The following is a 23871-nucleotide window of genomic DNA, read 5'->3' as shown; positions in this document are numbered from 1 at the left end:
GCCCAATGCTTTTCAGTCTCCCTGTATGTGAGAAAAATATGCACTATCAACAGCAAAAACACTTCCCGGCAGGTTTTCTGTGGGGAGCGTCGACGTCGGCTTATCAGGTAGAAGGCGGCTGGCTGGCCGATGGGAAAAGCCCGTCGATCATTGATCAATGCCAGCACCCGGACAGCACAGCTGACTTCACCGTGGCTAGCGATCACTACCATCGGTTTAAAGAAGATGTGCAGCTTTTCGCTGAACTGGGGTTGAAAGCCTATCGCTTCTCTATCGCCTGGACACGTATTCTTCCCGATGGCACTGGTGCCATCAATCCGCTGGGTATCGCGTTTTACAACAATCTGATTGATGAGTTGAACGCGCACAATATCGAGCCCGTCGTCACGCTCTACCATTTCGATTTGCCTTATTGCCTTGAGGCACAAGGCGGCTGGCAAAATCGCGCCACGATTGATGCCTTTGTTCACTACGCCCGCACGCTGTTTACGCATTTCGGCGACAAGGTAAAATATTGGCTGACAATCAATGAGCAGAACACCATGATTCTGCATCCCGGCGCGATTGGCCTGCCGGAAGGTGGCGTTTTACCGTCTAAAAAAGTGCTGTATCAGCAAAACTACCACATGATGTTGGCGCAGGCTCAGGTCATGGCCTTGTGTCACGAACTCGCGCCCAACGGCCTGATTGGTCCGGCGATCAACACCACGTCTATGTATCAGGCCACCAGCAAACCGGAAGATGCTATCGCCGCACACAACTGGGAAACGCTGCGCTGCTGGAGTTTTCTGGATGTTGCCGTGCACGGCCGCTACAACGCGCTGGCCTGGCGTTATCTGGAAGATCGCGGTCTGACTCCGGAAACATTACCCGGCGATGACGATATCCTACAGTCAGGCAAGCCCGACTACGTGGCGATCAACTACTACTCCACCGCCACCATTGCTGCCAGCAAAGGCGATGCGTCGGATGTCAGCGCCCGCGCGGGCGATCAGCAAATCATGCTGGGCGAACCCGGTGTTTATCGTGCAGCGGAAAACCCACACGTTGATAAAACGCCTTATGGCTGGGTGATCGATCCTATTGGCTTGCGCTTAACGCTGCGGAAAACTTACGAGCGCTATCATCTGCCGATCCTGATTACGGAAAACGGCATGGGCGCGCCGGATAAGCTCGAGGCAGACGGTACAATCGACGATCAATATCGCATCGATTTTATTGCCCGTCATATTGAACAGATGCAGCTCGCCATCAGCGATGGGGTTGATCTTATTGGCTATTGTCCGTGGTCGGCGATCGATGTAGTGAGCACTCATCAGGGCTACGGTAAGCGCTACGGGTTTATTTACGTGAACCGCGACGAATTCGATCTGAAAGATCTACGCCGCATCAAAAAGAAAAGTTTTTACTGGTATCAAGGTGTCATAGAATCAAATGGAGCACGCTTATTTTCCAGCGTCCCGTGATACCGATACCCAGTACGACACGTTGTTAAAACAGGGATGAGCACGACGCCGGATATATCACGTTGCAGGACGCCTCTATCCCGCAACGTGATAAATCATAGGGCGAGTTTATCTCACTGATTTTCCCACTGACTCTCTCAAGAAACGCATGATGGCTGAACCGATAAAAGCAATAAAAATACTGAACAATAGCCTGGTGTTATCTTCCGATGCAGATAACAACGAAATCATTGTTATGGGGAAAGGAATCGGCTTTAACAGCAAGACCGGAGATATTCTCGATCCGGCTAAAATTGAGAAGACTTTTATTCTCAAGGATGGCACATCGCCACGCGAATTTGCCCGTCTGATTGAACACGTTGGGGAAGAATATGTTCACATCGTGAATAAGATTATTGATGATGCGAACCGGCAGCTTCATGGTCGCTTGAGCGAGCAGGTCTTTTTTACGCTGATCGACCATATCAGCTTTGCGATTGAGCGCTATCGCAAAGGCATCAGCATACAAAATCGTCTGCTTTATGAGGTAAAGCGGTTTTATCCGCAGGAATTCGCGATTGCCTCGCGGGCGCTCAACGACATTAACCAGCAGATGATGCTGGAATTGCCCGAAGAGGAAGCGGGCAATATCGCCTTTCATTTAGTCAACGCTCAAACCGACGTCCAGAATATGGAAAACACGCTCCAGTCGGTCAAGATGCTGAAAGATATCTTTAATATCATCCAGTACAACTTCCATATCGTCATTGATAAAGAGTCGATTAACTACTCCCGCTTCCTAACGCACATGCAATTCTTTATTCAGCGTCTGTTGGAAAATAGCCTGATTCATTCAAATGATGACTTTATTTTTGAGCAAGTCACCAAAGAATATCCCGATGCCTATAAGTGCAGTCGACTGATCAAAGACTATATTCATAACCTGCTCAATATCGACATTTCTAACGATGAAATGCTGTACCTGATTATCCATATCGTCCGCATCACTCCAGAGTAAAACAGCGCCCGTCCCCACTGAACCAGTGGTAACGTGCATTTAACACCCGAAGCCAACATCGTATTGAGTTTCTGCTCAATATCTTCTTTACCTGAGTCGATCACTTTCAGACTAAAACTTGGATCGGCTTTTGTATATATCGAAGAAGCTTCATGCATTGCCGCAACATTGAAGTTAGGATCCCAGACCCATACGGTGACTTCAGCAGCCAGGCTTTGACTCGATAGACCCAGCGTGAGGAATGAAACTGCAAATAGGGTAGATACTTTATTCTTGATCTTCATCAGAGCAGCCCTTCTTTACTTTTTGTAAAGAGAGAATGTGAGTTACTGCATAATGAAGCAACGAGTTACACCGCTTACATTCTGTTATCCAGTGATACGGGTCACACAACAAGGAGAGAAATAACTAAATATTCGATCTCAATACAAAAAATTTAGGAAAAATTTCCTCAGAAAAAACCCCTATCTGATCGATAAAATAGACTAAAAAACAACCTAAAATAAATTCATAGCATTGAAATAAAAATAAAAAACCAATCATAAGAAAATAAATAAAAAGTTTACTCAAATAGTCGTAGCCATCATCACACCACCATCACGGTATTACCCAGAAATAAAAACGTTACCACGACAAATCAAGCGGCACACGTAGATGCCTGTGTGCCATAAAATACACTGCCACCTAGGCAAACCAGCCGCGAATGATCGCATGCTGTAATAGCATGATGGTCTTACCGTCTTTAATCCGGCCATCGTTCATCATTGCAACGGCTTCGCTAAATGGCAGCTCCAGTACCTCGATATCTTCATCTTCCACGCCGCCGCCCGGATTATCTCGCAGCGACTCATCGTATTCCGCAGCGAAAAAGTGCACGCGCTCCGTCACGCTACCCGGCGACATGTAGGCATAAAACAGCTTTTCCACGTTGCCGACCGCATAGCCGGTTTCTTCGATTGCTTCGTTGCGGATACATTCTTCAGGCGAATGATCGTCCAGCAAACCGGCGCAGGCTTCCAGCAACATGCCGCTTTCATTGCCGTTAACGTAGGTGGGAATACGGAATTGCCGTGTCAGAATCACCGTGCCTTTCGCCCGGTTGTACAGCAAAATTGTCGCGCCATCACCGCGGTCGTAAACTTCACGCACCTGGCGAACGATGCCGCCATTATTTCTTTTTAAATCAAAAGTATATTTATTCAGAATGTACCAGTTATCGGATAGCAGCTTCTTTTCGACGATATCAATGGGAGACGACATGCAAACACCTCGGTGATCGATGGCTAGAGGGAAGGCTCGTTTATACAAACGTGAATTTATCATATCCCCTTTTAACCGCGGCATAAACGGATAAGGAAGCATGTATTAAACGAAATCCATGGCGAAAAAATATATTAACCACATGATTTATATAAAATAACATCATTTATACCATTCCGCTCTTTTCGTCCATCTTTCGTTTATCGACTATGCTATACCTTAAATCAGTCACGTTTCAGGAAGTCGCGCAGCGCTTTCGTTTTTCCCATCACCACTGTCAATTCTCATGACGCGCTACCGCAACCGCCTTCCATGATTCACTCGAATTCAATACCGCATCACTTCTCAAACCACATCATCGAGGTAGATAACATGAGCCATTTCATTTTCTCTTCACCTAGAAAATATGTTCAGGGTCGCGGCGTGCTGGATGAACTGGGTGAACAACTCAAGCCGCTGGGAACGAAAGCATTTCTGATGGCGGACGGCATTGTTTGGGACATTATCGGCCAGCGCGTTGATGCGTCCCTCAAACAGGCAAGCATCGGCCACCATTACGAACGTTTTAACGGTGAGGCATCCAGCAACGAAATCACCCGCCTTGCCAAGCTGGCGCGCGACGCGGGCACAAACATTGTCGTCGGGTTAGGCGGTGGTAAAACGCTGGATACGGCGAAAGCTGTCGCCGATGAGCTGAAACACAATGTCGCTATCGTCCCAACGGTGGCGTCAACGGATGCACCATGCAGCGCGCTGTCCGTCATCTACACCGACGAAGGCGTGTTTGAGTCCTACCGCTTTTACGATAAGAACCCCGATCTGGTGCTAGTCGATACCGCCGTGTGCGCGCAAGCCCCCGCACGCCTGTTCGCCTCCGGCATTGCCGATGGCCTGGCAACCTTTGTAGAAGCGCAGGCGGTTCTGCGCTCTCACGCACTTTCCATGCTGGGCGGTAAACCTACGCTGGCGGGCATGGCGATTGCCGAAACCTGCGAGAAAACGCTGCTAACCTACGGTTACAGTGCTTACAAAGCAGTAGAAAAAGGTGCGGTAACGCCAGCGGTAGAATCCGTGGTGGAAGCCAACACGCTGCTTTCCGGCTTGGGCTTCGAGAATGGCGGACTGGCGGGTGCTCACGCTATTCACAACGGATTTACCGCGATCAAGGGCGATATTCACCACCTCACACACGGGGAAAAAGTCGCCTACGGCACGCTGACACATATGGTGTTGGAGCAACGTCCTGATGAGGAAATCGCACGCTACATTCGTTTCTACCGCGCGATTAACATGCCAACGTTGCTAAAAGATCTGCATCTGGAAAATGAGTCGTTTGACAATCTGGTCAAAGTGGGTGAACTGGCATGCAGTGATGCCGATACCTTGAAAAATTTGGATAGCAGTTTAACGGCAGAAGATGTCGCCCACGCCATTGTCGCCGTCGATGCATTCAGCAAAACGATTAGTTAATCGCAGCCGCGGTAAAAAGCCTGACTCCAGCGAGATCTGCGCAATGGAGTCGGGCTTGATGTAACAAGCACACCTATCCCTACCGTATTCCTGCCAGAAAACGTTCTCTCTGCGTCATCAACCTACTCATTACTATTCACTTTCATTTGATGAGAAAACGGGCAGGATAGCGGCATACTCTCTCAACCCTGAGCCATCGAATGACGAAACACCCTCGCTTTATCGCGCTATCTGATACGCTAATGCTTGCCCTTTTCGGGACGATCGTGCTGGCATTAGGAATGGGACTGGGGCGTTTTTTGTATACGCCGATGCTACCCGTGATGCTGGAGGAAGGTCACTTCACTTTCGGTCAGCTTTCCTATATTGCCAGCGCAAACTACGCAGGTTACCTGTTCGGCAGTCTGTTTTTCTCTTTCAGCCGTCGCACCTCAACCAATCAACCCGTGTTCCTGCTGTTTATCGCCGCAGCCGCAACGGGCGTTTTGCTCTTCGCGATGGCACTGACCACCCATACTACGCTGGTCATGATCATTCGTTTCATTGCAGGGATAGCCAGCGCGGCGGTGATGATTTTCGGTTCTTTGACTATTTTGCACCACACAAGGCATGTTCGCGTTATCGCTTCGCTCTATGCCGGGGTTGGCGTAGGAATCGTATTAGGCAATGAATACATCATCATCGGACAACATTACGCCCTCACCGCCGAGCTATTGTGGTGGGGTGCGGCGCTGATCGCCGTGCTACTGCTACTCGTCTTACTCATCCTTTCACCGCATAAATCAACCGTAGTGCAGCAACACATGGTCAATGTCGATGAACCGCCGCACCTTGGTTGGCGACGGCTCTCGCTGCTGTACGGTCTCGCAGGCTTTGGATATATCATCATCGCTACCTATCTGCCGCTGATGGTGACGTCGCTCGGCATACCGCATTTATCTCTGCATTTATGGTCGCTGGTTGGGCTGGCGGTTATTCCCGGCTGTTTTTTCTGGCTATGGGCCGCCAGCCGCTGGGGAACCTTGCCCTGCTTGACGGCAAACCTGCTGATTCAGGGAGGCTGCGTCCTGTTAACGCTATTCAACCACTCCCCCGTGGCATTGATATTCAGCTGCCTCGGCTTTGGTGCTACTTTTATGGGAACCACCTCGCTGGTGATGCCTTTAGCCAAACGGCTACATGCACCACACGGTATCAACCTGCTTGGGCTGGTGACGCTCACTTATGGCATAGGTCAGATTCTTGGCCCACTGCTCACCAGCGCCCTGACGAATACCAACGCTGTCGCGCCAGCGATCCTGTGTAGCGCAGCAGCTCTTTTCATCGCGGCAGGGCTTTGCTTCCCCTACCGTCGACCACTACCCTAATACCGGAGAATCTATGCCATACGTAAACATCAAAATCACCAATGAAGGCGTCACCGCTGAACAAAAGCGTCAGTTGATTGAAGGCGTCACTCAGTTACTGGTTGATGTGCTAAACAAAAACCCAAAAACCACCGTGGTCGTGATTGATGAAGTTGAAACGGACAACTGGGGGATCGGCGGCGTGCCAGTGACGGAGCTGAGAAAAGCCAGTAAATAGTGAAATGGTGCCACCTGAGTGGCACCCGTTTTATATCCCCAACATCGTATCCATCAGCAGATACATATTCAGGGAAACCACCAGTACAACAATAAGTTGCCCAATGCGCTGTACCCATTTTCCGTTCACCATCGTCCCCATTAATTCACGGTTACCGGTGAAGGACAGCAAAGGAACCAGCGCTAGCGCAATCCCGAAACTCAGCACCACCTGGCTCAGCACCAGCACTCGCGTCGGATCCATACCGGACAGAATCACGATAAACGATGGCAACATAGTCACTGTGCGACGTACCCAGAGTGGAATATGGAAATGCACAAACCCTTGCATCACCACCTGCCCCGCCAGCGTACCGACGACGGTAGAAGACAGACCCGCCGCCACCAGACTCAGACCAAAAATGACCGCAGCCGCTTTACCCAGCAGCGGCTCCAGCGTTAGGTAGGCTTTATCCAGATCGGCAATATCCTGATTGCCGCTGAAATGGAACGCCGCCGCAGCCGTTGCCATCATCGCCAGATTGACGAATCCGGCGATGGTCATCGCAATCGCGACATCGACTTTCGTTGCCGAATAACGCTCGGCACGGGTGTGGTTGCCCTCATGCTGCGTCAGGGAAGAGTGCAGGTAAATCACATGCGGCATAATGGTCGCCCCCAACACACCGGCGGCCAGCAACACGGCATCGGAGGTAGGCAGACTTGGGATTGCCATGCCTTTGGCTAACGCGGACAGCTCAGGCTGAGAGAATACCAGTTCGACAATATACGCTGCTGCCACAAACAGTAACAGCCCGCCGATGACCATTTCTAACGGCTTCTGCCCACGCTGTTGCAGCATGAGAATCAGGAAAGTAGCGATAGCGGTGAGAATCGCGCCTTCCAGTAACGACACGCCCAATAGCAGTTTGAAACCAATTGCCGCACCGATAAACTCGGCCAAATCGGTCGCCATCGCAATAATTTCGGCCTGCACCCAATATGCCCAAACGGCCGGGCGCGGGAAGCGATCGCGGATATGCTCAGCCAGGTTCTTACTGGTTGCGATCCCCAATTTGGCAGACAACAGCTGGATCAGCATCGCCATCAGGTTCGCCCACACCACCACCCACAACAACGTATAGCCATAGGCTGCGCCAGACTGGATGTTCGTGGCAAAGTTACCCGGATCAATATAACCAATCGCCGCGATAAACGCCGGGCCCATCAAAGAAAGTTTGACCTTCCTTGATGTACGGCTTGTTGACTCAATAACACGGCTACCCGGCATAGTATGACCCTTCTAACACTGTTGTTTTATTACTCTCACAAAAACGATAATGATTATCAAGTGCATTTAGAGTGGTGATACCAATTCTTTTGATAGTTAAAGATGATGAGTCATTCAAAACTTAAAAAACATCTTTTTTATCAAACAAATCTTAACAAGATATAAACAAAAAACCCCATGTGGTGGGCATGGGGTTCGGAATAAAGATACGTTGTAAAGTACGTGTATCAGTCTTGTGCTTTTGATACGGCAACCATCGCCGGACGCAGCAAACGGCCGTTCAGCGTATAGCCTTTTTGCATTACCATCATGACATGGTTCGGCTGATGATCGGCCGAAGGTAACATCGTCATCGCCTGATGCACTTCTGGGTTAAACGGCACACCCACATCACCCACAACGTCGATGCCAAACTTACGCACGGCATCCAGCAACGATTTCAGCGTCAGTTCGACACCTTCAATCATCGCAGCCAGTGATTCATTGGCTTTGTCCGCCATATCCAGCGCACGTTCCAGATTGTCGATAACTGGTAGCATTTCACTGGCAAATTTCTCTACCGCAAACTTATGCGCTTTTTCGATATCCATTTCCGCACGGCGGCGAACGTTATCGGCTTCAGCACGGACGCGAAGCATATTGTCACGTTCACGCTGTTGCAATTCGCTCAACTGGGTTTCCAGTTCGGCGATGCGCGCATCACGCGGGTCAGCTACGTCTGCCGTCTCTGGCGTGGCATCCGCTTGCTGCCCTTTTGCTGCTTCCTTTTGATCCAGGACTTGCTCGTCAGGCGTTTTCTGTTCTTTACTACTCATGAAATTCTCCGCGGTTTAGCATTAATCTCGCTAGTTGCTTATTATGGGGATCAAAATCGGGGATTCAAGGGAACCTGTCATATATTGGTTCCCACCGCTGCCGATACACCACGCTGAGGACAAAACAGCAATGAACACACCGCTTACAATGAACAGGCCGTTTAATTGTATTGGCATTGTCGGCCACCCGCGCCACCCAACGGCGTTGGCAACGCATGAGATGCTCTATCATTGGCTCACCGAAAAAGGTTACTCCGTTCTGATCGAACAACAGATTGCGCGGGAACTTAACCTGAAAGACGCACCGACAGCGAGCCTTGCCGGCATCGGTCAGCAGGCGGATCTGGCCGTGGTGGTCGGCGGTGATGGCAACATGCTGGGCGCAGCACGCGTGCTATCGCGCTATGACATCAAAGTAATCGGCGTAAACCGGGGTAATCTCGGCTTTTTAACCGATCTCGATCCCGATCATGCCCAGCAGCAGCTTTCTGACGTGCTCGACGGCCATTACCTGAGCGAACAGCGTTTCATGCTGGAAGCGCACGTTTGCCGCGCAAACCAGCCCGATAGCATCAGTACCGCCATTAACGAGGTGGTGCTTCACCCCGGAAAAGTCGCACACATGATTGAATTTGAAGTCTATATTGACGACAAATTCGCCTTCTCCCAGCGTTCAGACGGCCTGATTATCGCCACGCCAACAGGCTCAACCGCCTATTCGCTTTCCGCTGGTGGCCCTATCTTAACGCCATCTTTGGAAGCCATTTCGCTGGTACCCATGTTCCCACACACATTGTCTGCCCGCCCGCTGGTCATCAACAGTAGCAGCACCATTCGGTTGAAATTTTCTTGCATCACTAACGATCTGGAAATCAGTTGCGACAGCCAGATTGCGCTACCAGTGCAAGAGGGCGAAGAAGTCCTGATTCGCCGCAGCGAACATCATCTGAATTTGATTCATCCAGAAAATTACAGTTATTTCAATACACTAAGTTCAAAACTCGGCTGGTCAAAAAAATTATTCTAAGATTCTATTAATCTACTTTACTGTATATAAAACCAGTTTATACTGTATGTAAACACAGTTCTCATACAGGAAAACCATCATGCTGGCGCAACTCACTATAAGTAACTTCGCCATCGTGCGCGAATTAGAGATCGATTTTCAGTCAGGGATGAGCGTTATCACCGGGGAAACCGGTGCGGGGAAATCGATTGCGATCGATGCCCTCGGCTTATGTCTGGGAAATCGCTCTGACGCCAGCATGGTCAGGCCGGGCGCTGCCCGAGCCGACATTTGTGCCCGCTTTGCGCTGGCGGATACCCCGACGGCACGTCAGTGGCTGGAAGAAAACCAGTTGGATGACAGCAACGAGTGCCTGCTACGCCGCGTCATTAGCGCCGATGGTCGTTCACGGGGTTTTATTAACGGCACCGCCGTGCCGCTGTCTCAATTACGTGAACTTGGCCAGCACCTGATTCAAGTGCATGGTCAGCATGCTCATCAGCGCTTGCTGCGTCCCGATCATCAAAAACACCTGCTAGATGCCTATGCCGATGAACCGAAACTGCTCGTTGCCATGCAGCAGGTTTGGCATCAGTGGCACCAAAGTTGCCGCGCACTGGCGCAGCTGCAACAGGCGGCTATTGAGCGAGAAGCCCGCCGGGAACTACTGCAATACCAATTAAAAGAGCTGAATGAATTATCCCCACAGCCCGGTGAATACGAGCAGATTGACGTTGAATACAAGCGTCTGGCAAATAGCGGTCAGCTACTGACGATGAGCCAACAAGCTATGCAACTGCTGAGCGAAGACGACGAGCAGAACATCATCAGCATGCTGCATAGCGTAAAACACCAACTTGGCGAACTCATCAATATGGATGACAAACTGTCCGGCGTGCTGTCCATGATCGAAGAAGCGGGCATTCAGCTTAGCGAAGCCAGCGATGAACTGCGTCACTACAGCGAACAGATGGATCTCGACCCGATTAGGCTATATGAGTTAGAACAACGCTTGTCGCGCCAGCTTACGCTGGCACGCAAACACCATGTAGCTCCAGAGGCGCTTCCAGCGTTCCATCAGCAGCTACTGGAAGAACAGCAACAGTTGGAACAGCAGGAAAGCGACCATGACGCGCTCAGCGCCTCCGTCGGCGAATATCACCAGCAGGCACTGCATCTGGCACAACAGGTTCACGTGCGTCGTCAGCACCATGCGAGCGAGCTGGCGCAGCTCATCACCACGAATATGCGCGAGCTGGCAATGCCGCACGGTCACTTCACCATTGATGTGAAGTTTACGCCGGACAACCTGACGGCCACCGGTGCCGACAGTATCGAATTCCGCGTCACCACCAACCCCGGTCAACCACACCAGACGCTGGCGAAGGTGGCATCAGGCGGCGAACTGTCGCGTATCGCGCTGATTATTCAGGTCATCACCGCGCAGAAAATGGATACCCCTGCCATGATCTTCGATGAGGTCGATGTGGGAATCAGCGGGCCAACTGCCGCCATCGTCGGCAGGATGCTGCGTCAGCTCGGCGAATCCACGCAGGTTATGTGTGTGACGCACCTGCCGCAGGTCGCAGGTTGCGGTCATCAGCACTTCTTCGTGAGTAAGCAAACAGATGGCGCAGAAACGGAAACCCTGATGCAGTCATTGGATAAACGCGCACGGTTACAGGAACTGGCCCGTCTTCTGGGCGGCAGTGCCGTGACCAAAAATACGTTGGCGAACGCCAAAGAATTGCTGGCGGCCTAAAATTCACCGCCAACAACGACGAGAAAGACGCATCACAGGTAAAAAAGCTCAACTTTTTTACCTTCCTGAGGTCATACAATCGCCTTGTAGGTTTCCAAGTCCTGCAAGGTCTATTATCATCGGCAACCTATGCCCTTAAGGAATGTAATCACTATGCGCTGTAAAACGCTGACTGTCGTCGCCGCGGTGGTTGTTATGCTGACTGCCGGTTGTTCCACACTGGAAAAGGTGGTCTATCGGCCGGACATCAATCAGGGAAACTATCTGGCACCGGCTGACGTTGCAAAAATTCACACCGGCATGACCAAACAACAGGTCGCTTATACGCTGGGTACACCTATGATGCAGGACCCGTTTGGCAGCGACACCTGGTTTTACGTTTTCCGCCAGCAGCCTGGTCATGAATCAGTAAAACAGCAGACGCTGACGCTCACCTTCGGCGGCAGTGGTGTTCTGACCAACATAAACAACAAGCCTGCGCTGAATTAGTACGCTCCACGCAGCTCAATTGAATCAAGATGAGCAATCCTGGCAGCCAGCTAACGCGTTAAGACGAAGCCCACAATGGGGCAGCGTTCTTAGGGAAATCGGCGCATACACCGTTTGATGTATGGCAGGAATAACAGCAGGCAAATCTGAAACGTTCAGGTTTGCCTGTGTTTTTTTGTAAGGACATATCGGCTAAGGCAATCGGTGGAAACACCCTATGTCGTTTAATGACATAACTCAGGATTTGCTCTTAGAACGCTCCGCCCGCTGGCGGCGTAGCTCTTTCGGATCGGCAATGAGAGGACGGTAAATCTCTACGCGGTCACCATCCTGCACCACATCAGCCAGTTTCGCTGCACGGCTGTAAATCCCAACTTTATTCACCTGCAAATCGATATCATGGCGCAGTTCGAGCAGGCCCGATGCGATGATAGCCTGCTCAACCGTACTGCCCTCTTCCAGTTTCACCGTGCGTAGGTACTGACGTTCTGGCAAGGCGTACACCACATCAACCTGCACTGCGGACACGGTAGACCTCTTTTGCTCGCTGCGTGAAAGCTTGCACCATATTTCCTGCCAGTTCCTTGAATACTTTGCCAAAAGCGAGTTCAATCAAGGCATTGGTGAATTCAAATTCCAGGTGCAGCTCGACTTTGCAGGCATCAGCGCTCAACGGCGTAAAATGCCAGTCGCCCCCTAACTGACGGAATGGGCCATCGACCAATTGCATATTGATATTCTGGTTGTGCGTCAGCGAATTACGTGTAGTAAATGTCTTGCTGATACCGGCTTTGGAAACGTCGACTGCGGCAGTCATCTCCCTTTCTGACGAGGAGAGCACGCGACTCCCCGTACAGCCCGGTAAAAACGCGGGATAGGAAGCGACATCATTCACCAGCTTGTACATCTGTTCAGCACTGAATGGCACCAGTGCTGAACGACTTATCTTTGGCATACTATTTTCCGAGATTCATAAAACGCGCAAAATAATAGCACTGATAGGCCAACAGACAAAAATTCTGCGAAGCAGATCGCACGATATCATTAACCACGACACGGACGCACGGCGGGGATTTCATTCCCGATGACATCCAGTATAATGACGGTACTATGACAAAGAAAAAAGCATACAAACCCGGTTCCGCCACCATTGCGCAGAACAAGCGCGCCCGTCACGAATACTTCATTGAGGAAGAATTTGAGGCTGGTCTTGCACTGCAAGGATGGGAAGTCAAATCACTGCGCGCAGGCAAAGCAAACCTCAGCGACAGCTATGTCACCTTCATGAACGGTGAGGCTTACTTATTTGGCGCAACCATCACGCCGCTGAATGTGGCTTCATCACACGTCGTTTGCGATCCTACCCGCACGCGTAAACTCTTACTCAACAAACGCGAACTGGATTCGCTGTTTGGTCGAGTCAGTCGCGATGGCTACACGGTCGTCGCGCTGTCCATGTATTGGAAAAATGCCTGGAGCAAAGTCAAAATCGGCGTGGCGAAAGGTAAAAAAGATCACGACAAGCGTGATGACATTAAAGAACGTGAATGGAAGTTAGATAAAGCCCGTATCATGAAGAACGCCAATCGTTAAGCTACTGGCTTAACAATAGTAAGTTCTGATATACTAATGACAGTTTCTTGGGGGCTGATTCTGGATTCGACGGGATTTGCAAAGCCCAAGGTGCATGCCGAGGGGCGGTTTGCCTCGTAAAAAGCCGCAAAAAAATAGTCGCAAACGACGAAAACTACGCTTTAGCAGCTTAATAACCTGCTTATAGCCCTCTCTCCCTAGCCTCCGCTCTTAGGACGGGGATCAAGAGAGGTCAAACCCAAAAGAGATCGTGTGGATGCCTTGCCTGGGGTTGAAGCACTAAATCTAATCAGGCTAGTTTGTTAGTGGCGTGTCTATTCGCAGCTGGCAAGCGAATGTAAAGATAGACTAAGCATGTAGTACCGACGGTAGAGTGGTTCCGGACGGGGGTTCAAATCCCCCCAGCTCCACCACATTATGATCCGGATACGTCCGGTGAAATCCAGAAAGCCCGCACGGCACAAGCCCTGCGGGCTTTTTTGTGTCCTTAGACATCTTCGAATGTCTTGTGACTTCCGGTGCCTTTAGGTACCTTGTTAGGTACCCAGCAGCTAGGTACCTAACTATCGGGTACCTAAATCGTAGAGGTACCTATGGCTCGTCTGACAAAACCGCTCACGGATACAGAGATAAAAACCGCCAAGCCTAAAGAAGTAGATTACACGCTACATGATGGTGATGGCCTGCAACTGCTGATCAAAACCAACGGTAAGAAAGTCTGGCAATACCGCTATTTTCGCCCTTTCACCCAAAAACGAGCCAAACTTACGTTTGGCCCTTATCCCGAAGTCACCTTAGCCGATGCCCGGCAACGTCGCCGCGAAGCTCGAACCCTTCTGACAAAAGATATCGATCCTTACGAACACCAACATTCCCTGCGTAAGCAAGCACTAGAAGCCAAATCTAACACCTTTAAGATCGTTGCTGAACAATGGCTACAGTTAAAAAAGAGCAGCATCACCGCTGACTATGCCTCAGATATTTGGCGCTCACTCGAAAAGGATATCTTTCCTGCCATCGGTGAAATGAGTATTACAGACATTAAAGCACGTACCTTGGTGCATGCTATCCAACCTGTACAAGCCAGAGGCGCACTGGAAACAGTAAGGCGCTTATGTCAGCGGATTAATGAGGTGATGATCTATGCCATGAACGTTGGTTTGATCGATGCAGCTCCCAGCGTCAACATCAGCAAAGCATTCGAGAAACCGCAGAAAAAACACATGCCCAGCATCCGACCGGATCAACTACCGCAACTGATGCAAACGATGCGGCTGGCAAATATCGAGTTACCAACCCGCTGTCTGTTCATGTGGCAACTCCTCCCCCTTACCCGTCCTGCTGAAGCGTCCGATACACGCTGGCAAGAGATCGATCTGGACGCTAGAGAATGGCGTATTCCAGCAGAACGCATGAAAATGAAGCGGATACATATCGTTCCACTTTCAGAACAGGCATTAGCTATTCTGGAACTTATGCGGCCTTTAAGCAGCCATCGGGAATATGTGTTTCCCAGCCGTATTAAGCCGTTACAGCCAATGAATAGTCAGACAGTCAATGCCGCACTAAAACGTGCTGGCTTGGGCGGCATTCTGGTATCACACGGAATGCGCTCAATCGCCAGCACTGCTCTCAATGAGCAAGGCTTTCCGCCCGATGTTATCGAAGCCGCCCTCGCCCATGTGGATAAGAATGAAGTACGCCGAGCCTATAATCGCAGCGACTACCTTGAACAACGCCGCCCCATGATGCAATGGTGGGCTGACTTTGTGAAAGCGGCGGATAATGGCAGTGTGCTGGAAGGCGGAATCCGAGGACTGAAGGCGATTGGGTGATAATATGAAGCCGTGTTTCTCTCCGATTTCACACCATAAGCAAGTGATGGTGTGAAATCGGAGACGTGTTATTTTTCTTTGCGACGAACTCGATCAAGGTACAAATTCAGCACATCTTCCGCAAACTCATCGTCAACAATGTAAAAGTAGCACTCCGGTACATTGAGCACACGGGCAAATTCGCAGACGAGTTCAAACGTGGGTTTATGCGTGCCATTTTCATAATGAGACAGCCGTGAATAGGCGGTCGCCTCTTCGATACCAGCCAGTACACCAAGCTTCTCCTGCGTGAGATTCGCTCTTAATCTGGCTGCCTTCAAACGCTTAGGAATCATTCAGTTATTACCGGCAGTTGATGTATTGCGGTAATCTTTAGCATTCCTCAATATGAATTTTCTTTAGAGTTTATAAAGATGATTGCGAACTTCGTGCCGTTTACCCTTTATCTGCCATTTGGTGTGCGTTGCCACTGAACGGTATCACCGGCATACAACTTCAGAAGCGCCTCGGCAAAGTCATCGTCCACCGTGTAGAAATAGCTCTCCGGCACGTTCAATGCGTGCGCAAAAGCACAAACCGTTTTAAACGAGGGCGTATGCGTTCCACTCTCATACTGTGAGAGACGAGAATAGGCCGTCTCTTCTCCAATGCCAGCTAATACGCCAAGCTGCTCTTGCGTCAGATTAGCCCGTAGCCTCGCATTTTTAAGACGTTCAGGGATCATAAGGATCTGCCACTGATGACTAAGTTGACAGCATCTTTAGCATTCCTTAAGATTCATTATCTTTAGAGTTACTAAAGAAGAAGCAAGCACAGGCAGACCAGAAGAGAATTCTTCTCTGGCTCTATCTATAAGCTATAACCGTGGGTAACTTCCGATGATTGAACAAGACTGGCATCCAGCAGATATCATCGCTGGTTTAAGAAAAAGAGGTACAACGCTGGCAGCGGTTTCCAGAGAGGCGGGACTCGCATCATCCACACTGGCAAACGCACTAACACGACATTGGCCTAAAGGAGAACGTTTAATTGCCGAAGCCTTGCATAGACGTCCTGAAGAGATCTGGCCTTCGCGGTATAACGATGGGCAGCACAGGAAATACAGAAATGGAATTTCAGATTAGAGGATGATAGCAATCGCGAAGATTACCCTGCCGTTCTGCTGCATATAACGGCAGGCTCTTTGTTGTATGTAATAAAAGAACTCACCGCATAGTAAATACAATCATCCCACACGAAAAAGTTGAGTAGTATCTGGGTAGGCTCGCACAGAACGTAACGACTTTAGGCTTTTTAATTCATGCATCCGGCATGGATTAAAAAGTGGCGTAAGGCGAGTAAATTCAATTTCGCAGAAATTGTTAATTTGCGTCGCCCGAGCCCACTGGCGAGCGTTCACCCCAAGTGAACCGAGCTGGTCGGGGGGAGCCGAATAAATTTTGCCGCCCCAGCGAGCAAAAAGACGCGCCCACGCGTCGGTTTATTTGGGGGGCGTTAGCCCCGCACACCGTCGCCGCTAAGTCTCCGGCCATAAGCCGGTAGCGTGGCGCGACCAACCCATTTAAAGCTGCGTTTCCCGTTATTCCGCACCGAGCCTGCGAGGAAGCGAAATAACAGGCTAAAACGCGCGTCTTAAAGGGGTTGGTCGCGCGTGACGGTGTGCCGCCGTTGACCTTGGGGGTTTTGGCGTGGCGTCCAGCCGCGACATTACCCCCATGAGCCAGGCAATTAGGGCGTTCAGCCCGCATGAACTGGCTCATGTCGTTCGTGCCGGAAAGTATACTTTCCGGCTCATGGTCGTAAAACGACCACGCTCTTTCGCCCCATGTTCTCGCCTCATCCGTTCGCCCTATACCATGGGACGAGAACATGGGGCGACGTGATGAGGCGAGAGGTAGGAAAACAATCTATAGTTGTTAGTATTATCAGAAAAACACGCTAAATCGCAGATATTCACAAACGACACTGGGCAGCTAAAGGGGCAATACTCACCACATATACTGCATTATGTTTGGTCGCAGTATCCGATGCGTTGTTACTGGTGACAGAATTCCAAAAATCAGGAAGCGAGTACTCCGGTGTCGATGAATTTAGGACATGGTGATGGACGGTATGTGGAGCGGGTTTATGGGAAAGCGCTGTAGAGCGTCGTTGAATAAATCGGCGTGCACTGACCCATGCTCGATCTGGCTCTTTTGCTGATCTGAGCGCAATCTAATCCAGCAGGCGGCTATGTGCCAGAAGCGGATAGGATCGCGTGAGAATGCACTCTGTTCGATAAAACACGCAAGTAGTCGTAGCATGTCATCCGTCAGGGCCACCGTTTGTGTGATCCGTGACTGTAAGCTTGCTACGAGTGTGTCAGCGTCTACAACATGTACTTCTCCACACTTCTGGATGAAATGAAGTGAGTGGTCTGGCTAAAATTATTGCTAAGTGGACTAATAAAAATTTGTAAAAATCGTCTTTTTTCATATTGTTAGACAATTCGATCATCTTACATCTAATCAGTTAGAGATCGAATTGGGAGAAAGAGTAAGGTAGCAGAAGATATGTAGATGATTAAAACTATTGAATTCAGGAGCCATGGTTAGACATGGGTAATAGTCGATCTACCAATAAAAAAGGAAAATTAAAGTGCCATTTAAAAAAAAAGATATTACAGCAAAAAGTAAATTAAGAAGGCCACAGATTGAGGCTTTCGGTAAGATAAGAGAACACTACGAAAATAAAAGTTTGAATGAGATTGGGATAATACTTCCTGTTGGTTGCGGAAAGTCTGGTTTGATATCAATCACTCCATATGCAACAGAATCTAGTCGAGTTCTTATAATTGCCCCTGGCAAAAAGATAAGAGATCAGTTGGCTAAAGATATGAAATTTAGTGAACCTGATAACTTTTACAATAAATGTGATTTTTTTGATTCGGTGGATGATTACCCAGAGGTCTGTATAATTGAATCTGGCGGCAAGACTAATATCCATGACATAAGATCTAGTGATATTGTCGTTTCAAATATTCAACAAATAGCTGGTGATGATAATAAGTGGTTAGAGCAATTAGATGCCGATTTCTTTGATTTTATTATTGTTGATGAAGCCCATCATAATAAAGAAAACACATGGATTAAGGTTAAGGAAAAATTCCCAAGGGCTAAAGTAGTAAACTACAGTGCTACGCCTATGAGGAGTGACGGTCAATTGATGAGTGGAGAGATTATATATAGTTTTCCTGTTGTTGAAGCAATCAGGGAGGGTTATATAAAAAGACTTCATGCAAAAATGATTAGTCCATCAAAATTAGTTTATGTTAATAGCGATGGTACTGAAATAACCTTAGCAAGCCCTGATGAAATTAAGCGTTTAGGTGAAGAAGAAGCATCATTCAGACGTGGTGTTCTCATGTCTGATGAGACTCTTAGTACATTGGTTGATCTTTCTATCAAGGAGCTAAACAGACTGCGACAAGAGTCTGGAGAGAAACGATTAAAAATAATTGCATCCGCTATTAATTATGGACATTGCATCCAGATAAAAGAAGCATTCCTTGCCAGAAATTTACGTGCTGATTACGTACACTCTAATGAAGATGGTTCGGTTAATGATAAGGTTTTCTCTAAATTAGAAAATCATGAATTGGATGTAATAATTCAATCCAAAATGCTTGGTGAAGGTTTCGACCATAGATTCTTATCCGTGGCTATGGTCGGTAGCATTTTTTCTAATCTAAGTCCATTTGTTCAGTTTGTTGGTCGAGTTATGCGTGTCGTAAAACAGAACGCCCCTGGAGATTCAGTTAATAGAGGTGTGGTTGTTTTTCATGTTGGTGCAAATATTGCCAATAGGTGGAGTGACTTTAGGAATTTCAGCCAAGCTGACCAGGATTTCTTCGCTGACTTGCTACCAGAAGTTGAAGATGTATCTTTTGGTTCTGATGGAACAAGTGACAGAGATCCTGATGAAACTGGAGGATACAACAGGCTTATTCCTGTAGAGATTACTAGCACTGATGGTGTAATAGCTTCCGAATTAGATCCAATTGGGGATTTTCAGGAGCTCAAAAATGAACTTGCAGCTTTAGGTATGACAACGAATGAAGCCATAGAGATTTTACGCAAATCTAGGTTGAGTAAGCAAGACCAGAGAAGAGCAGGAAGACAGGCTATTAACGATCTTGTTAATCATCATGCGGGGTTACTCATTAACCAGCTTGGATTTAAGACAAAAGGTAGAAATTTTAATAAGTCTCAAGATAACTATGCTTGGGCTGTAAGAGAACTCCATAATCTCGTTAATGAGCACATAGGTTGTAATAGCGGTGATAGAGAAAATTTAAGTTTAGAACAGGTTGAAGAAGCTAAATCGGCAATTCCCAACTTAGCTGAAGACATAAGGCAGGAATGGTCTAATGGCTAAATTCAAGTCTCTTATTGTTGGTGCTAAGTTTGAGGTTGCTTCTAGAAAAACTGCCTGTAAACACGACAAAAAGCACGTAATTACCAAAGGTGAATTCAGGTTGAGTGTAAAGAACCCAACGCAAGGTGAATCTTACTACTGTATTTCTTGTGCTAGAGATATGCTGATTCAAAGCTTGATTAAGTTAGAAGGCTTGAAAAGCCAGCTCGATTCACTTGGAATTAAGTGAGATAATAACAAGCCTATATCAAAAATAGCCCTCTTCAGCAGAGGGTTTTTTCCAGTCAGTTGAATTGCCACAGCTAAGATAGTCATTTTTTAGGTGGCTGATTAATACTAATCCCCCCCCTCGCTCATAGCCGCCAGATGGAACTTTTGCTGGCAACTGAGTACGAGAAGCAGGTATTGTGTTAATCTATGGAGAGCACATCAATATGGCTATAAAACACATAATTCGATTCCTCGGTTGAAAATCTTTTTGCCACTCATGTCACAAATGAGTCCCACAGTTTCCACTTTAATCCAGCAAAAAATATTTAGGCCCACACTTAGGCCCATAAAACAAAAATTGAATCAGGAATAAACCATCTAATCAAAATTATAGGCAATAAATTCAACTTCCCCCAGCGCGGGCTTTTTTGTGTCTGTGATTGTCCGAAATAGTCCGGCTAGATTCAGTGACGATTAGTCGTAAACAAAGTATACAAACTAGCGTTGAGCTGAAAGACGAATCAGATGCCGACAGGCTGCCAAAGTGTGAGCTCGCGTCAAACTAACACAGCAATACGACGTCAATGATTGGATGCCTCTAATCGTATAACCACTTCCCTGCTTTAGCTGACTCAATAATCATCCCTACAGTGAGCGGTTTTAACGCTTCCGGTAGTGGTTTTTTTTGCCAGATTGGGTACTCGTATGCAAAATAATTTCTTCCCTCAAAATTTGAATAATCGATAGTAAAGTGTCCGAATACATCAAGCAGAAAATCGTGCGCATCTTCCGGCAGAAACTGATAATCGTCCTGCAATGTCCAGTCTTTAGTGACTTGCCGAATACCAGATTTAAACCAATGAGTCCTAATAAGGTAATGCTCCATGAGATATTGAATAACCTCACTTTCAGTATTTTTTTCGCTCATGTCATTTTGAATGTACTGTAGGATGAAAATCGCTTGTCTTTAATTATACGCCAGCACGTTAATCAGGTAAGAAAATGCAGACGATACCCGTAATCGTTTTTTCAATTAGCACTTGTATTGGCGCTCTCGTCATTTATCCAAACAATGATGATATTGCTGTTCCCAACCCAATCATGCAGGACGTTCTAACCTTGTTAGATATTGATGTGAACCTGTGCTCGCTGTGCGATTACTATTTTGATGATGTCGTCTGTGGTCAGGGTGACATTTGGGTGTACCGTTCTGCTTCGCTCCCCGACACCTATTTCATTGTCGATTTCCATGTTGGAATGACGGAGCAATTAGATATCGCCCCCTTTTACATAAAAAGCACTGATCCATTCGTCATTGGGAAAATCAGGCCACTGCTGCGACATTTCTTTGACCAACTGCAATATCAAGTCAGCTATGAAGAAAGTTGTGCGCTGACAAAAGTGAATACGATCATAGCGACCCCACCGGAAACCACGTACTGTGTGATCGAAGAAAACGGTTATGAACAAAAGGTCGTGTTTAAGAACTAATGTTTCCTCATAGCCTGGCAGTGAGTGATATTCCACTCACACCTGCGTTAGCAACAGAATGTTGATAAGAAGGGGGGCGCCGTCAGTCCCCTTTTCTGTTACTATCGCGCGTTGGAAAATAGCGGTATGTATGTGAATATATCTCGCATCACATCGCCGCTCTCAAGCACGCTTTCACAACGAACGACACGCAGGAGAAATCATGAGCCTTCACCTCTGGCTGGCTTATACAGGTATCATCATCGCCCTGATTGCCATTCCGGGCCCCTCTGCCCTCATAAGCATGTCCCACGGTTTACGCTACGGCGCTTCACGCGCAACGGCCACCGTGCTCGGCGGCGTCAGCGCGGCAATGATATTAATGTCCTGTTCAGCATTGGGGCTAGGTGCCATCCTCGCCGCGTCAACTGCCGCATTTATCGTATTAAAAATTATTGGTGCGGTTTATCTCATCTGGTTAGGTATCGCATCATGGCGTTCCAAAGATATGACCACCGCGGAGCAGGATGTGCAGGAAACAGGGGCTCCAGGCTGGTTTTCGCTATACCGAAAGGGCTTTCTGGTTGGGATCAGCAATCCTAAAGATCTGCTGTTTTTCGCTGCTCTGTTCCCAAATTTTATCGATACTGGCGCCCCGCACGCCTTACAGCTCATCATTCTGGCGGTGACCTGGGCTTTCTTCGATTTCAGCATCATGTTTATCTATGCCTGCACTGGCCGCCGTTTATCAGGCCTGTTTTCCAATCAACGCCGCATCAAGCTGTTCAACCGCTCAACGGGTGGGATCTTTATTCTGGCAGGCACCACACTGGCAGCGTCGACGCGTTAAGAAACATGGCTCCTGCCGCCTTCAGGCCAACAGGAGCAACGGTTTTTACGATGCCGTGACAAAATCGGCAATACCCTTCTCATCCAGCCGATAGCGAACCCACTCATCCTGCGGCTTCGCGCCAATGCTTTTATAGAAATCGATCGCGGGTTGGTTCCAGTCCAGCACACTCCATTCCAGCCGTCCGCACTGCCTTTCCTGCGCGAGATATGCAACCTGTTTCAGCAGCGCTTTGCCCGCGCCTGCATTACGATACGCCTGCGCGATGTAGAGATCTTCCAGATAGATGCCATATTTCCCCAGCCAGGTTGAATAGCTCATGAAGAAAATCGCATAGCCGACGGGCTTGCCATCAATCTCACCGATCAGCGTTTCAGCCGTCGCCCCCTCACCAAATAACGAGTTCTCAATATCCTCAAGCGAGGCTAATACTTCGTGGCGTGCCTTCTCGTACACGGCCAGTTCAATAATTAAATCCAGAATCACGCTCGCATCTGATTTCTGGGCGGGGCGGATGACAATATTTATAGAAGCAGTATTCATAAGGGCTCTCTTCTCCTGTGCTAATTTTTCCAATGCCAACAATAACCAAAGCTTGCCATGCTACCGGATTTAAAATCAGTTACACAACGACATGACGACTTCAGTCATAGAGAGAAGGAGGAAATACGTTAGGTTGAGAATGTCAAGCTCGCCGCTCTCACTCAATAGCACGAGAGTGGCGATAGGAAGGTTATCAATCTGGCTGTTTTTTTCTTTTAAACACCGAGATTATCCGCAGCCTGCTCACTTTCCACTTTGGAAAAGTTCGCGTAGGTCAGCGCATCAAGCAATGCGGTGCGATCGATCGTCGGATAAATCTCTGGGCTCTGCAAAAGCTGGCCAATTTCCTGAACGGTTAGCTGCGGATAGATGCCGTGTGATGCCACGGCAATGTCGCGAGCGGCGTAACACAACTTGCGTAAAATTACCGCAATCTGCTGATGTGTGGTCGCCTCCTGATACACGGTATAAAGCACATCGGCAATTAATGTCGACGTCAAAACCGAAATACGGGACACATCACCCGCTCTTCCCCCCAATGCCTTAAGGATGTGTTCGACGGCCTGTTCTGGCGTTTTTCCCTGCGCCTGTTGTGAAGCCAGTACGGAAACCAGTTTATTTTTTATTTCATCATTTGCCATCGTTCGGTTCCTTCATACATTCATTGATTCCAGATGTTATTTTAGTATAAGAACGCTACCTGTCATGGCAGTAATGAGCAAACAAAATCATACGGCGGTTCCCCCTTCAATAGGTACAAAAAGACATCAACCCGCTCAGCGGTGTATAATATGCCCAATTTTAGGAAACGCAGGCTCTCCCTCATACGAAAGCCA

Annotated in this window: 25 protein-coding genes and 1 other RNA gene; 16 read left to right on the top strand and 10 right to left on the bottom strand. The window is 48.4% G+C overall.

Annotated features, from left to right (window positions below; translation table 11 throughout):
- The first annotated feature begins 38 nt into the window (after nt 1–38).
- Together AACH44_RS03905 and licT are read left to right on the top strand one after the other, a co-directional pair.
- Nucleotides 39–1466: a glycoside hydrolase family 1 protein gene (locus tag AACH44_RS03905; protein ID WP_261847239.1), complete on the top strand. Its 1428-nt coding sequence runs from the start codon at nt 39–41 to the stop codon at nt 1464–1466.
- Between the two features lie 151 nt (nt 1467–1617).
- The gene (gene licT, locus AACH44_RS03900) at nt 1618–2463 is read left to right on the top strand and encodes a BglG family transcription antiterminator LicT (RefSeq protein WP_261847238.1); all 846 of its coding nucleotides are present in this window, start codon (nt 1618–1620) and stop codon (nt 2461–2463) included.
- A 684-nt stretch (nt 2464–3147) separates the two neighbouring features.
- Here the strand turns inward: licT and nudK are convergent.
- The gene (gene nudK / locus AACH44_RS03895; RefSeq protein ID WP_261847237.1) at nt 3148–3723 is read right to left on the bottom strand and encodes a GDP-mannose pyrophosphatase NudK; all 576 of its coding nucleotides are present in this window, start codon (nt 3721–3723) and stop codon (nt 3148–3150) included.
- A 372-nt stretch (nt 3724–4095) separates the two neighbouring features.
- On the opposite strand from nudK, the gene AACH44_RS03890 reads away from it, so the two are divergent.
- From AACH44_RS03890 to AACH44_RS03880, 3 genes are all read left to right on the top strand, one after another.
- Entirely contained in the window at nt 4096–5193 is a 1098-nt protein-coding gene (locus AACH44_RS03890; RefSeq protein WP_261847236.1) for a glycerol dehydrogenase, read from the top strand.
- A gap of 200 nt (nt 5194–5393) precedes the next feature.
- The gene (locus AACH44_RS03885; protein WP_261847235.1) at nt 5394–6560 is read left to right on the top strand and encodes an MFS transporter; all 1167 of its coding nucleotides are present in this window, start codon (nt 5394–5396) and stop codon (nt 6558–6560) included.
- Between the two features lie 13 nt (nt 6561–6573).
- Complete coding sequence (locus AACH44_RS03880; protein ID WP_010282462.1) at nt 6574–6777, top strand: 2-hydroxymuconate tautomerase family protein; 204 nt, start codon at nt 6574–6576, stop codon at nt 6775–6777.
- 30 nt (nt 6778–6807) lie between these two features.
- On the opposite strand, the gene AACH44_RS03875 is transcribed toward AACH44_RS03880, so the two are convergent.
- Both AACH44_RS03875 and grpE read right to left on the bottom strand, forming a co-directional pair.
- Nucleotides 6808–8046 carry an Nramp family divalent metal transporter gene (locus AACH44_RS03875; protein WP_261847234.1) on the bottom strand — a complete coding sequence of 413 codons (1239 nt, stop codon included), beginning with the start codon at nt 8044–8046 and terminating at the stop codon, nt 6808–6810.
- A 227-nt stretch (nt 8047–8273) separates the two neighbouring features.
- Nucleotides 8274–8861: a nucleotide exchange factor GrpE gene (gene grpE, locus AACH44_RS03870; RefSeq protein ID WP_261847233.1), complete on the bottom strand. Its 588-nt coding sequence runs from the start codon at nt 8859–8861 to the stop codon at nt 8274–8276.
- Nucleotides 8862–9009: 148 nt separating this feature from the next.
- Between grpE and nadK the strand changes: the two genes are divergently transcribed.
- The 3 genes from nadK to bamE all read left to right on the top strand — a co-directional run bounded on the left by nadK (nt 9010) and on the right by bamE (nt 12118).
- Nucleotides 9010–9888 (top strand): NAD(+) kinase, encoded by an 879-nt coding sequence (gene nadK, locus AACH44_RS03865; RefSeq protein WP_261847323.1) that lies wholly within the window; start codon nt 9010–9012, stop codon nt 9886–9888.
- 79 nt (nt 9889–9967) lie between these two features.
- A complete protein-coding gene (gene recN / locus AACH44_RS03860) occupies nt 9968–11629 on the top strand; it encodes a DNA repair protein RecN (RefSeq protein ID WP_261847232.1) in 1662 nt (553 codons plus the stop codon).
- Between the two features lie 153 nt (nt 11630–11782).
- On the top strand, nt 11783–12118 hold the full coding sequence (gene bamE, locus AACH44_RS03855) for an outer membrane protein assembly factor BamE (protein ID WP_261847231.1): 336 nt from the start codon (nt 11783–11785) through the stop codon (nt 12116–12118).
- Between the two features lie 237 nt (nt 12119–12355).
- Here bamE and AACH44_RS03850 read toward each other — a convergent pair whose 3' ends face one another.
- Both AACH44_RS03850 and AACH44_RS03845 read right to left on the bottom strand, forming a co-directional pair.
- Nucleotides 12356–12646, bottom strand: a complete 291-nt coding sequence (locus tag AACH44_RS03850) for an RnfH family protein (RefSeq protein ID WP_261847230.1) — start codon at nt 12644–12646, stop codon at nt 12356–12358.
- Nucleotides 12627–13073 (bottom strand): type II toxin-antitoxin system RatA family toxin, encoded by a 447-nt coding sequence (locus tag AACH44_RS03845; RefSeq protein WP_261847229.1) that lies wholly within the window; start codon nt 13071–13073, stop codon nt 12627–12629. Before AACH44_RS03845 ends, AACH44_RS03850 begins: the two co-directional genes overlap by 20 nt.
- 155 nt (nt 13074–13228) lie before the next feature.
- Here AACH44_RS03845 and smpB point away from each other — a divergent pair, with 155 nt between their 5' ends.
- The 3 genes from smpB to AACH44_RS03830 all read left to right on the top strand — a co-directional run bounded on the left by smpB (nt 13229) and on the right by AACH44_RS03830 (nt 15546).
- Nucleotides 13229–13711 (top strand): SsrA-binding protein SmpB, encoded by a 483-nt coding sequence (smpB, locus tag AACH44_RS03840; RefSeq protein ID WP_039281975.1) that lies wholly within the window; start codon nt 13229–13231, stop codon nt 13709–13711.
- 50 nt (nt 13712–13761) lie between these two features.
- Nucleotides 13762–14124: a transfer-messenger RNA gene (gene ssrA / locus AACH44_RS03835) on the top strand.
- A 180-nt stretch (nt 14125–14304) separates the two neighbouring features.
- Entirely contained in the window at nt 14305–15546 is a 1242-nt protein-coding gene (locus tag AACH44_RS03830) for an integrase domain-containing protein (protein ID WP_261847228.1), read from the top strand.
- A 68-nt stretch (nt 15547–15614) separates the two neighbouring features.
- Here the strand turns inward: AACH44_RS03830 and AACH44_RS03825 are convergent, their stop codons facing one another.
- The gene (locus AACH44_RS03825) at nt 15615–15881 is read right to left on the bottom strand and encodes a helix-turn-helix transcriptional regulator (RefSeq protein ID WP_103164664.1); all 267 of its coding nucleotides are present in this window, start codon (nt 15879–15881) and stop codon (nt 15615–15617) included.
- Nucleotides 15882–15988: 107 nt separating this feature from the next.
- Nucleotides 15989–16270: a helix-turn-helix domain-containing protein gene (locus tag AACH44_RS03820; RefSeq protein ID WP_039323772.1), complete on the bottom strand. Its 282-nt coding sequence runs from the start codon at nt 16268–16270 to the stop codon at nt 15989–15991.
- A gap of 154 nt (nt 16271–16424) precedes the next feature.
- On the opposite strand from AACH44_RS03820, the gene AACH44_RS03815 reads away from it, so the two are divergent.
- From AACH44_RS03815 to AACH44_RS03805, 3 genes are all read left to right on the top strand, one after another.
- Nucleotides 16425–16670, top strand: coding sequence for a helix-turn-helix domain-containing protein (locus AACH44_RS03815; RefSeq protein ID WP_261847227.1), 246 nt, complete (start codon nt 16425–16427; stop codon nt 16668–16670).
- Nucleotides 16671–18183: 1513 nt separating this feature from the next.
- The gene (locus AACH44_RS03810; protein ID WP_261847226.1) at nt 18184–19962 is read left to right on the top strand and encodes a DEAD/DEAH box helicase; all 1779 of its coding nucleotides are present in this window, start codon (nt 18184–18186) and stop codon (nt 19960–19962) included.
- On the top strand, nt 19955–20191 hold the full coding sequence (locus AACH44_RS03805; RefSeq protein WP_039548373.1) for a hypothetical protein: 237 nt from the start codon (nt 19955–19957) through the stop codon (nt 20189–20191). Before AACH44_RS03810 ends, AACH44_RS03805 begins: the two co-directional genes overlap by 8 nt.
- Nucleotides 20192–20770: 579 nt before the next feature.
- Here the strand turns inward: AACH44_RS03805 and AACH44_RS03800 are convergent.
- Complete coding sequence (locus AACH44_RS03800; RefSeq protein WP_261847225.1) at nt 20771–21100, bottom strand: DUF1493 family protein; 330 nt, start codon at nt 21098–21100, stop codon at nt 20771–20773.
- A gap of 74 nt (nt 21101–21174) precedes the next feature.
- On the opposite strand from AACH44_RS03800, the gene AACH44_RS03795 reads away from it, so the two are divergent.
- Both AACH44_RS03795 and AACH44_RS03790 read left to right on the top strand, forming a co-directional pair.
- Entirely contained in the window at nt 21175–21663 is a 489-nt protein-coding gene (locus AACH44_RS03795; protein ID WP_261847224.1) for a hypothetical protein, read from the top strand.
- A gap of 202 nt (nt 21664–21865) precedes the next feature.
- The gene (locus AACH44_RS03790; protein WP_261847223.1) at nt 21866–22492 is read left to right on the top strand and encodes a LysE family translocator; all 627 of its coding nucleotides are present in this window, start codon (nt 21866–21868) and stop codon (nt 22490–22492) included.
- A gap of 45 nt (nt 22493–22537) precedes the next feature.
- Here the strand turns inward: AACH44_RS03790 and AACH44_RS03785 are convergent, their stop codons facing one another.
- On the bottom strand, nt 22538–23020 hold the full coding sequence (locus AACH44_RS03785) for a GNAT family N-acetyltransferase (protein ID WP_338659600.1): 483 nt from the start codon (nt 23018–23020) through the stop codon (nt 22538–22540).
- Nucleotides 23021–23250: 230 nt separating this feature from the next.
- Nucleotides 23251–23676 (bottom strand): hypothetical protein, encoded by a 426-nt coding sequence (locus AACH44_RS03780; RefSeq protein WP_261847221.1) that lies wholly within the window; start codon nt 23674–23676, stop codon nt 23251–23253.
- Nucleotides 23677–23871: the final 195 nt, after the last annotated feature.

This window comes from Pectobacterium araliae, assembly GCF_037076465.1.
GTDB classification, from domain to species: domain Bacteria; phylum Pseudomonadota; class Gammaproteobacteria; order Enterobacterales; family Enterobacteriaceae; genus Pectobacterium; species Pectobacterium araliae.
The sequence above is the reverse complement of the archived record's forward strand: the minus strand, read 5'-3'. Positions and strand labels throughout refer to the sequence as shown.

What these genes read in the sequence shown, in the direction of transcription:
- AACH44_RS03905 (WP_261847239.1), top strand. Translation starts at nt 39, where the DNA reads ATGCACTATCAACAGCAAAAACACTTCCCGGCAGGTTTTCTGTGGGGA.
- licT (WP_261847238.1), top strand. Translation starts at nt 1,618, where the DNA reads ATGGCTGAACCGATAAAAGCAATAAAAATACTGAACAATAGCCTGGTG.
- nudK (WP_261847237.1), bottom strand. Translation starts at nt 3,723, where the DNA reads ATGTCGTCTCCCATTGATATCGTCGAAAAGAAGCTGCTATCCGATAAC.
- AACH44_RS03890 (WP_261847236.1), top strand. Translation starts at nt 4,096, where the DNA reads ATGAGCCATTTCATTTTCTCTTCACCTAGAAAATATGTTCAGGGTCGC.
- AACH44_RS03885 (WP_261847235.1), top strand. Translation starts at nt 5,394, where the DNA reads ATGACGAAACACCCTCGCTTTATCGCGCTATCTGATACGCTAATGCTT.
- AACH44_RS03880 (WP_010282462.1), top strand. Translation starts at nt 6,574, where the DNA reads ATGCCATACGTAAACATCAAAATCACCAATGAAGGCGTCACCGCTGAA.
- AACH44_RS03875 (WP_261847234.1), bottom strand. Translation starts at nt 8,046, where the DNA reads ATGCCGGGTAGCCGTGTTATTGAGTCAACAAGCCGTACATCAAGGAAG.
- grpE (WP_261847233.1), bottom strand. Translation starts at nt 8,861, where the DNA reads ATGAGTAGTAAAGAACAGAAAACGCCTGACGAGCAAGTCCTGGATCAA.
- nadK (WP_261847323.1), top strand. Translation starts at nt 9,010, where the DNA reads ATGAACAGGCCGTTTAATTGTATTGGCATTGTCGGCCACCCGCGCCAC.
- recN (WP_261847232.1), top strand. Translation starts at nt 9,968, where the DNA reads ATGCTGGCGCAACTCACTATAAGTAACTTCGCCATCGTGCGCGAATTA.
- bamE (WP_261847231.1), top strand. Translation starts at nt 11,783, where the DNA reads ATGCGCTGTAAAACGCTGACTGTCGTCGCCGCGGTGGTTGTTATGCTG.
- AACH44_RS03845 (WP_261847229.1), bottom strand. Translation starts at nt 13,073, where the DNA reads ATGCCAAAGATAAGTCGTTCAGCACTGGTGCCATTCAGTGCTGAACAG.
- smpB (WP_039281975.1), top strand. Translation starts at nt 13,229, where the DNA reads ATGACAAAGAAAAAAGCATACAAACCCGGTTCCGCCACCATTGCGCAG.
- AACH44_RS03830 (WP_261847228.1), top strand. Translation starts at nt 14,305, where the DNA reads ATGGCTCGTCTGACAAAACCGCTCACGGATACAGAGATAAAAACCGCC.
- AACH44_RS03825 (WP_103164664.1), bottom strand. Translation starts at nt 15,881, where the DNA reads ATGATTCCTAAGCGTTTGAAGGCAGCCAGATTAAGAGCGAATCTCACG.
- AACH44_RS03820 (WP_039323772.1), bottom strand. Translation starts at nt 16,270, where the DNA reads ATGATCCCTGAACGTCTTAAAAATGCGAGGCTACGGGCTAATCTGACG.
- AACH44_RS03815 (WP_261847227.1), top strand. Translation starts at nt 16,425, where the DNA reads ATGATTGAACAAGACTGGCATCCAGCAGATATCATCGCTGGTTTAAGA.
- AACH44_RS03805 (WP_039548373.1), top strand. Translation starts at nt 19,955, where the DNA reads ATGGCTAAATTCAAGTCTCTTATTGTTGGTGCTAAGTTTGAGGTTGCT.
- AACH44_RS03800 (WP_261847225.1), bottom strand. Translation starts at nt 21,100, where the DNA reads ATGAGCGAAAAAAATACTGAAAGTGAGGTTATTCAATATCTCATGGAG.
- AACH44_RS03795 (WP_261847224.1), top strand. Translation starts at nt 21,175, where the DNA reads ATGCAGACGATACCCGTAATCGTTTTTTCAATTAGCACTTGTATTGGC.
- AACH44_RS03790 (WP_261847223.1), top strand. Translation starts at nt 21,866, where the DNA reads ATGAGCCTTCACCTCTGGCTGGCTTATACAGGTATCATCATCGCCCTG.
- AACH44_RS03780 (WP_261847221.1), bottom strand. Translation starts at nt 23,676, where the DNA reads ATGGCAAATGATGAAATAAAAAATAAACTGGTTTCCGTACTGGCTTCA.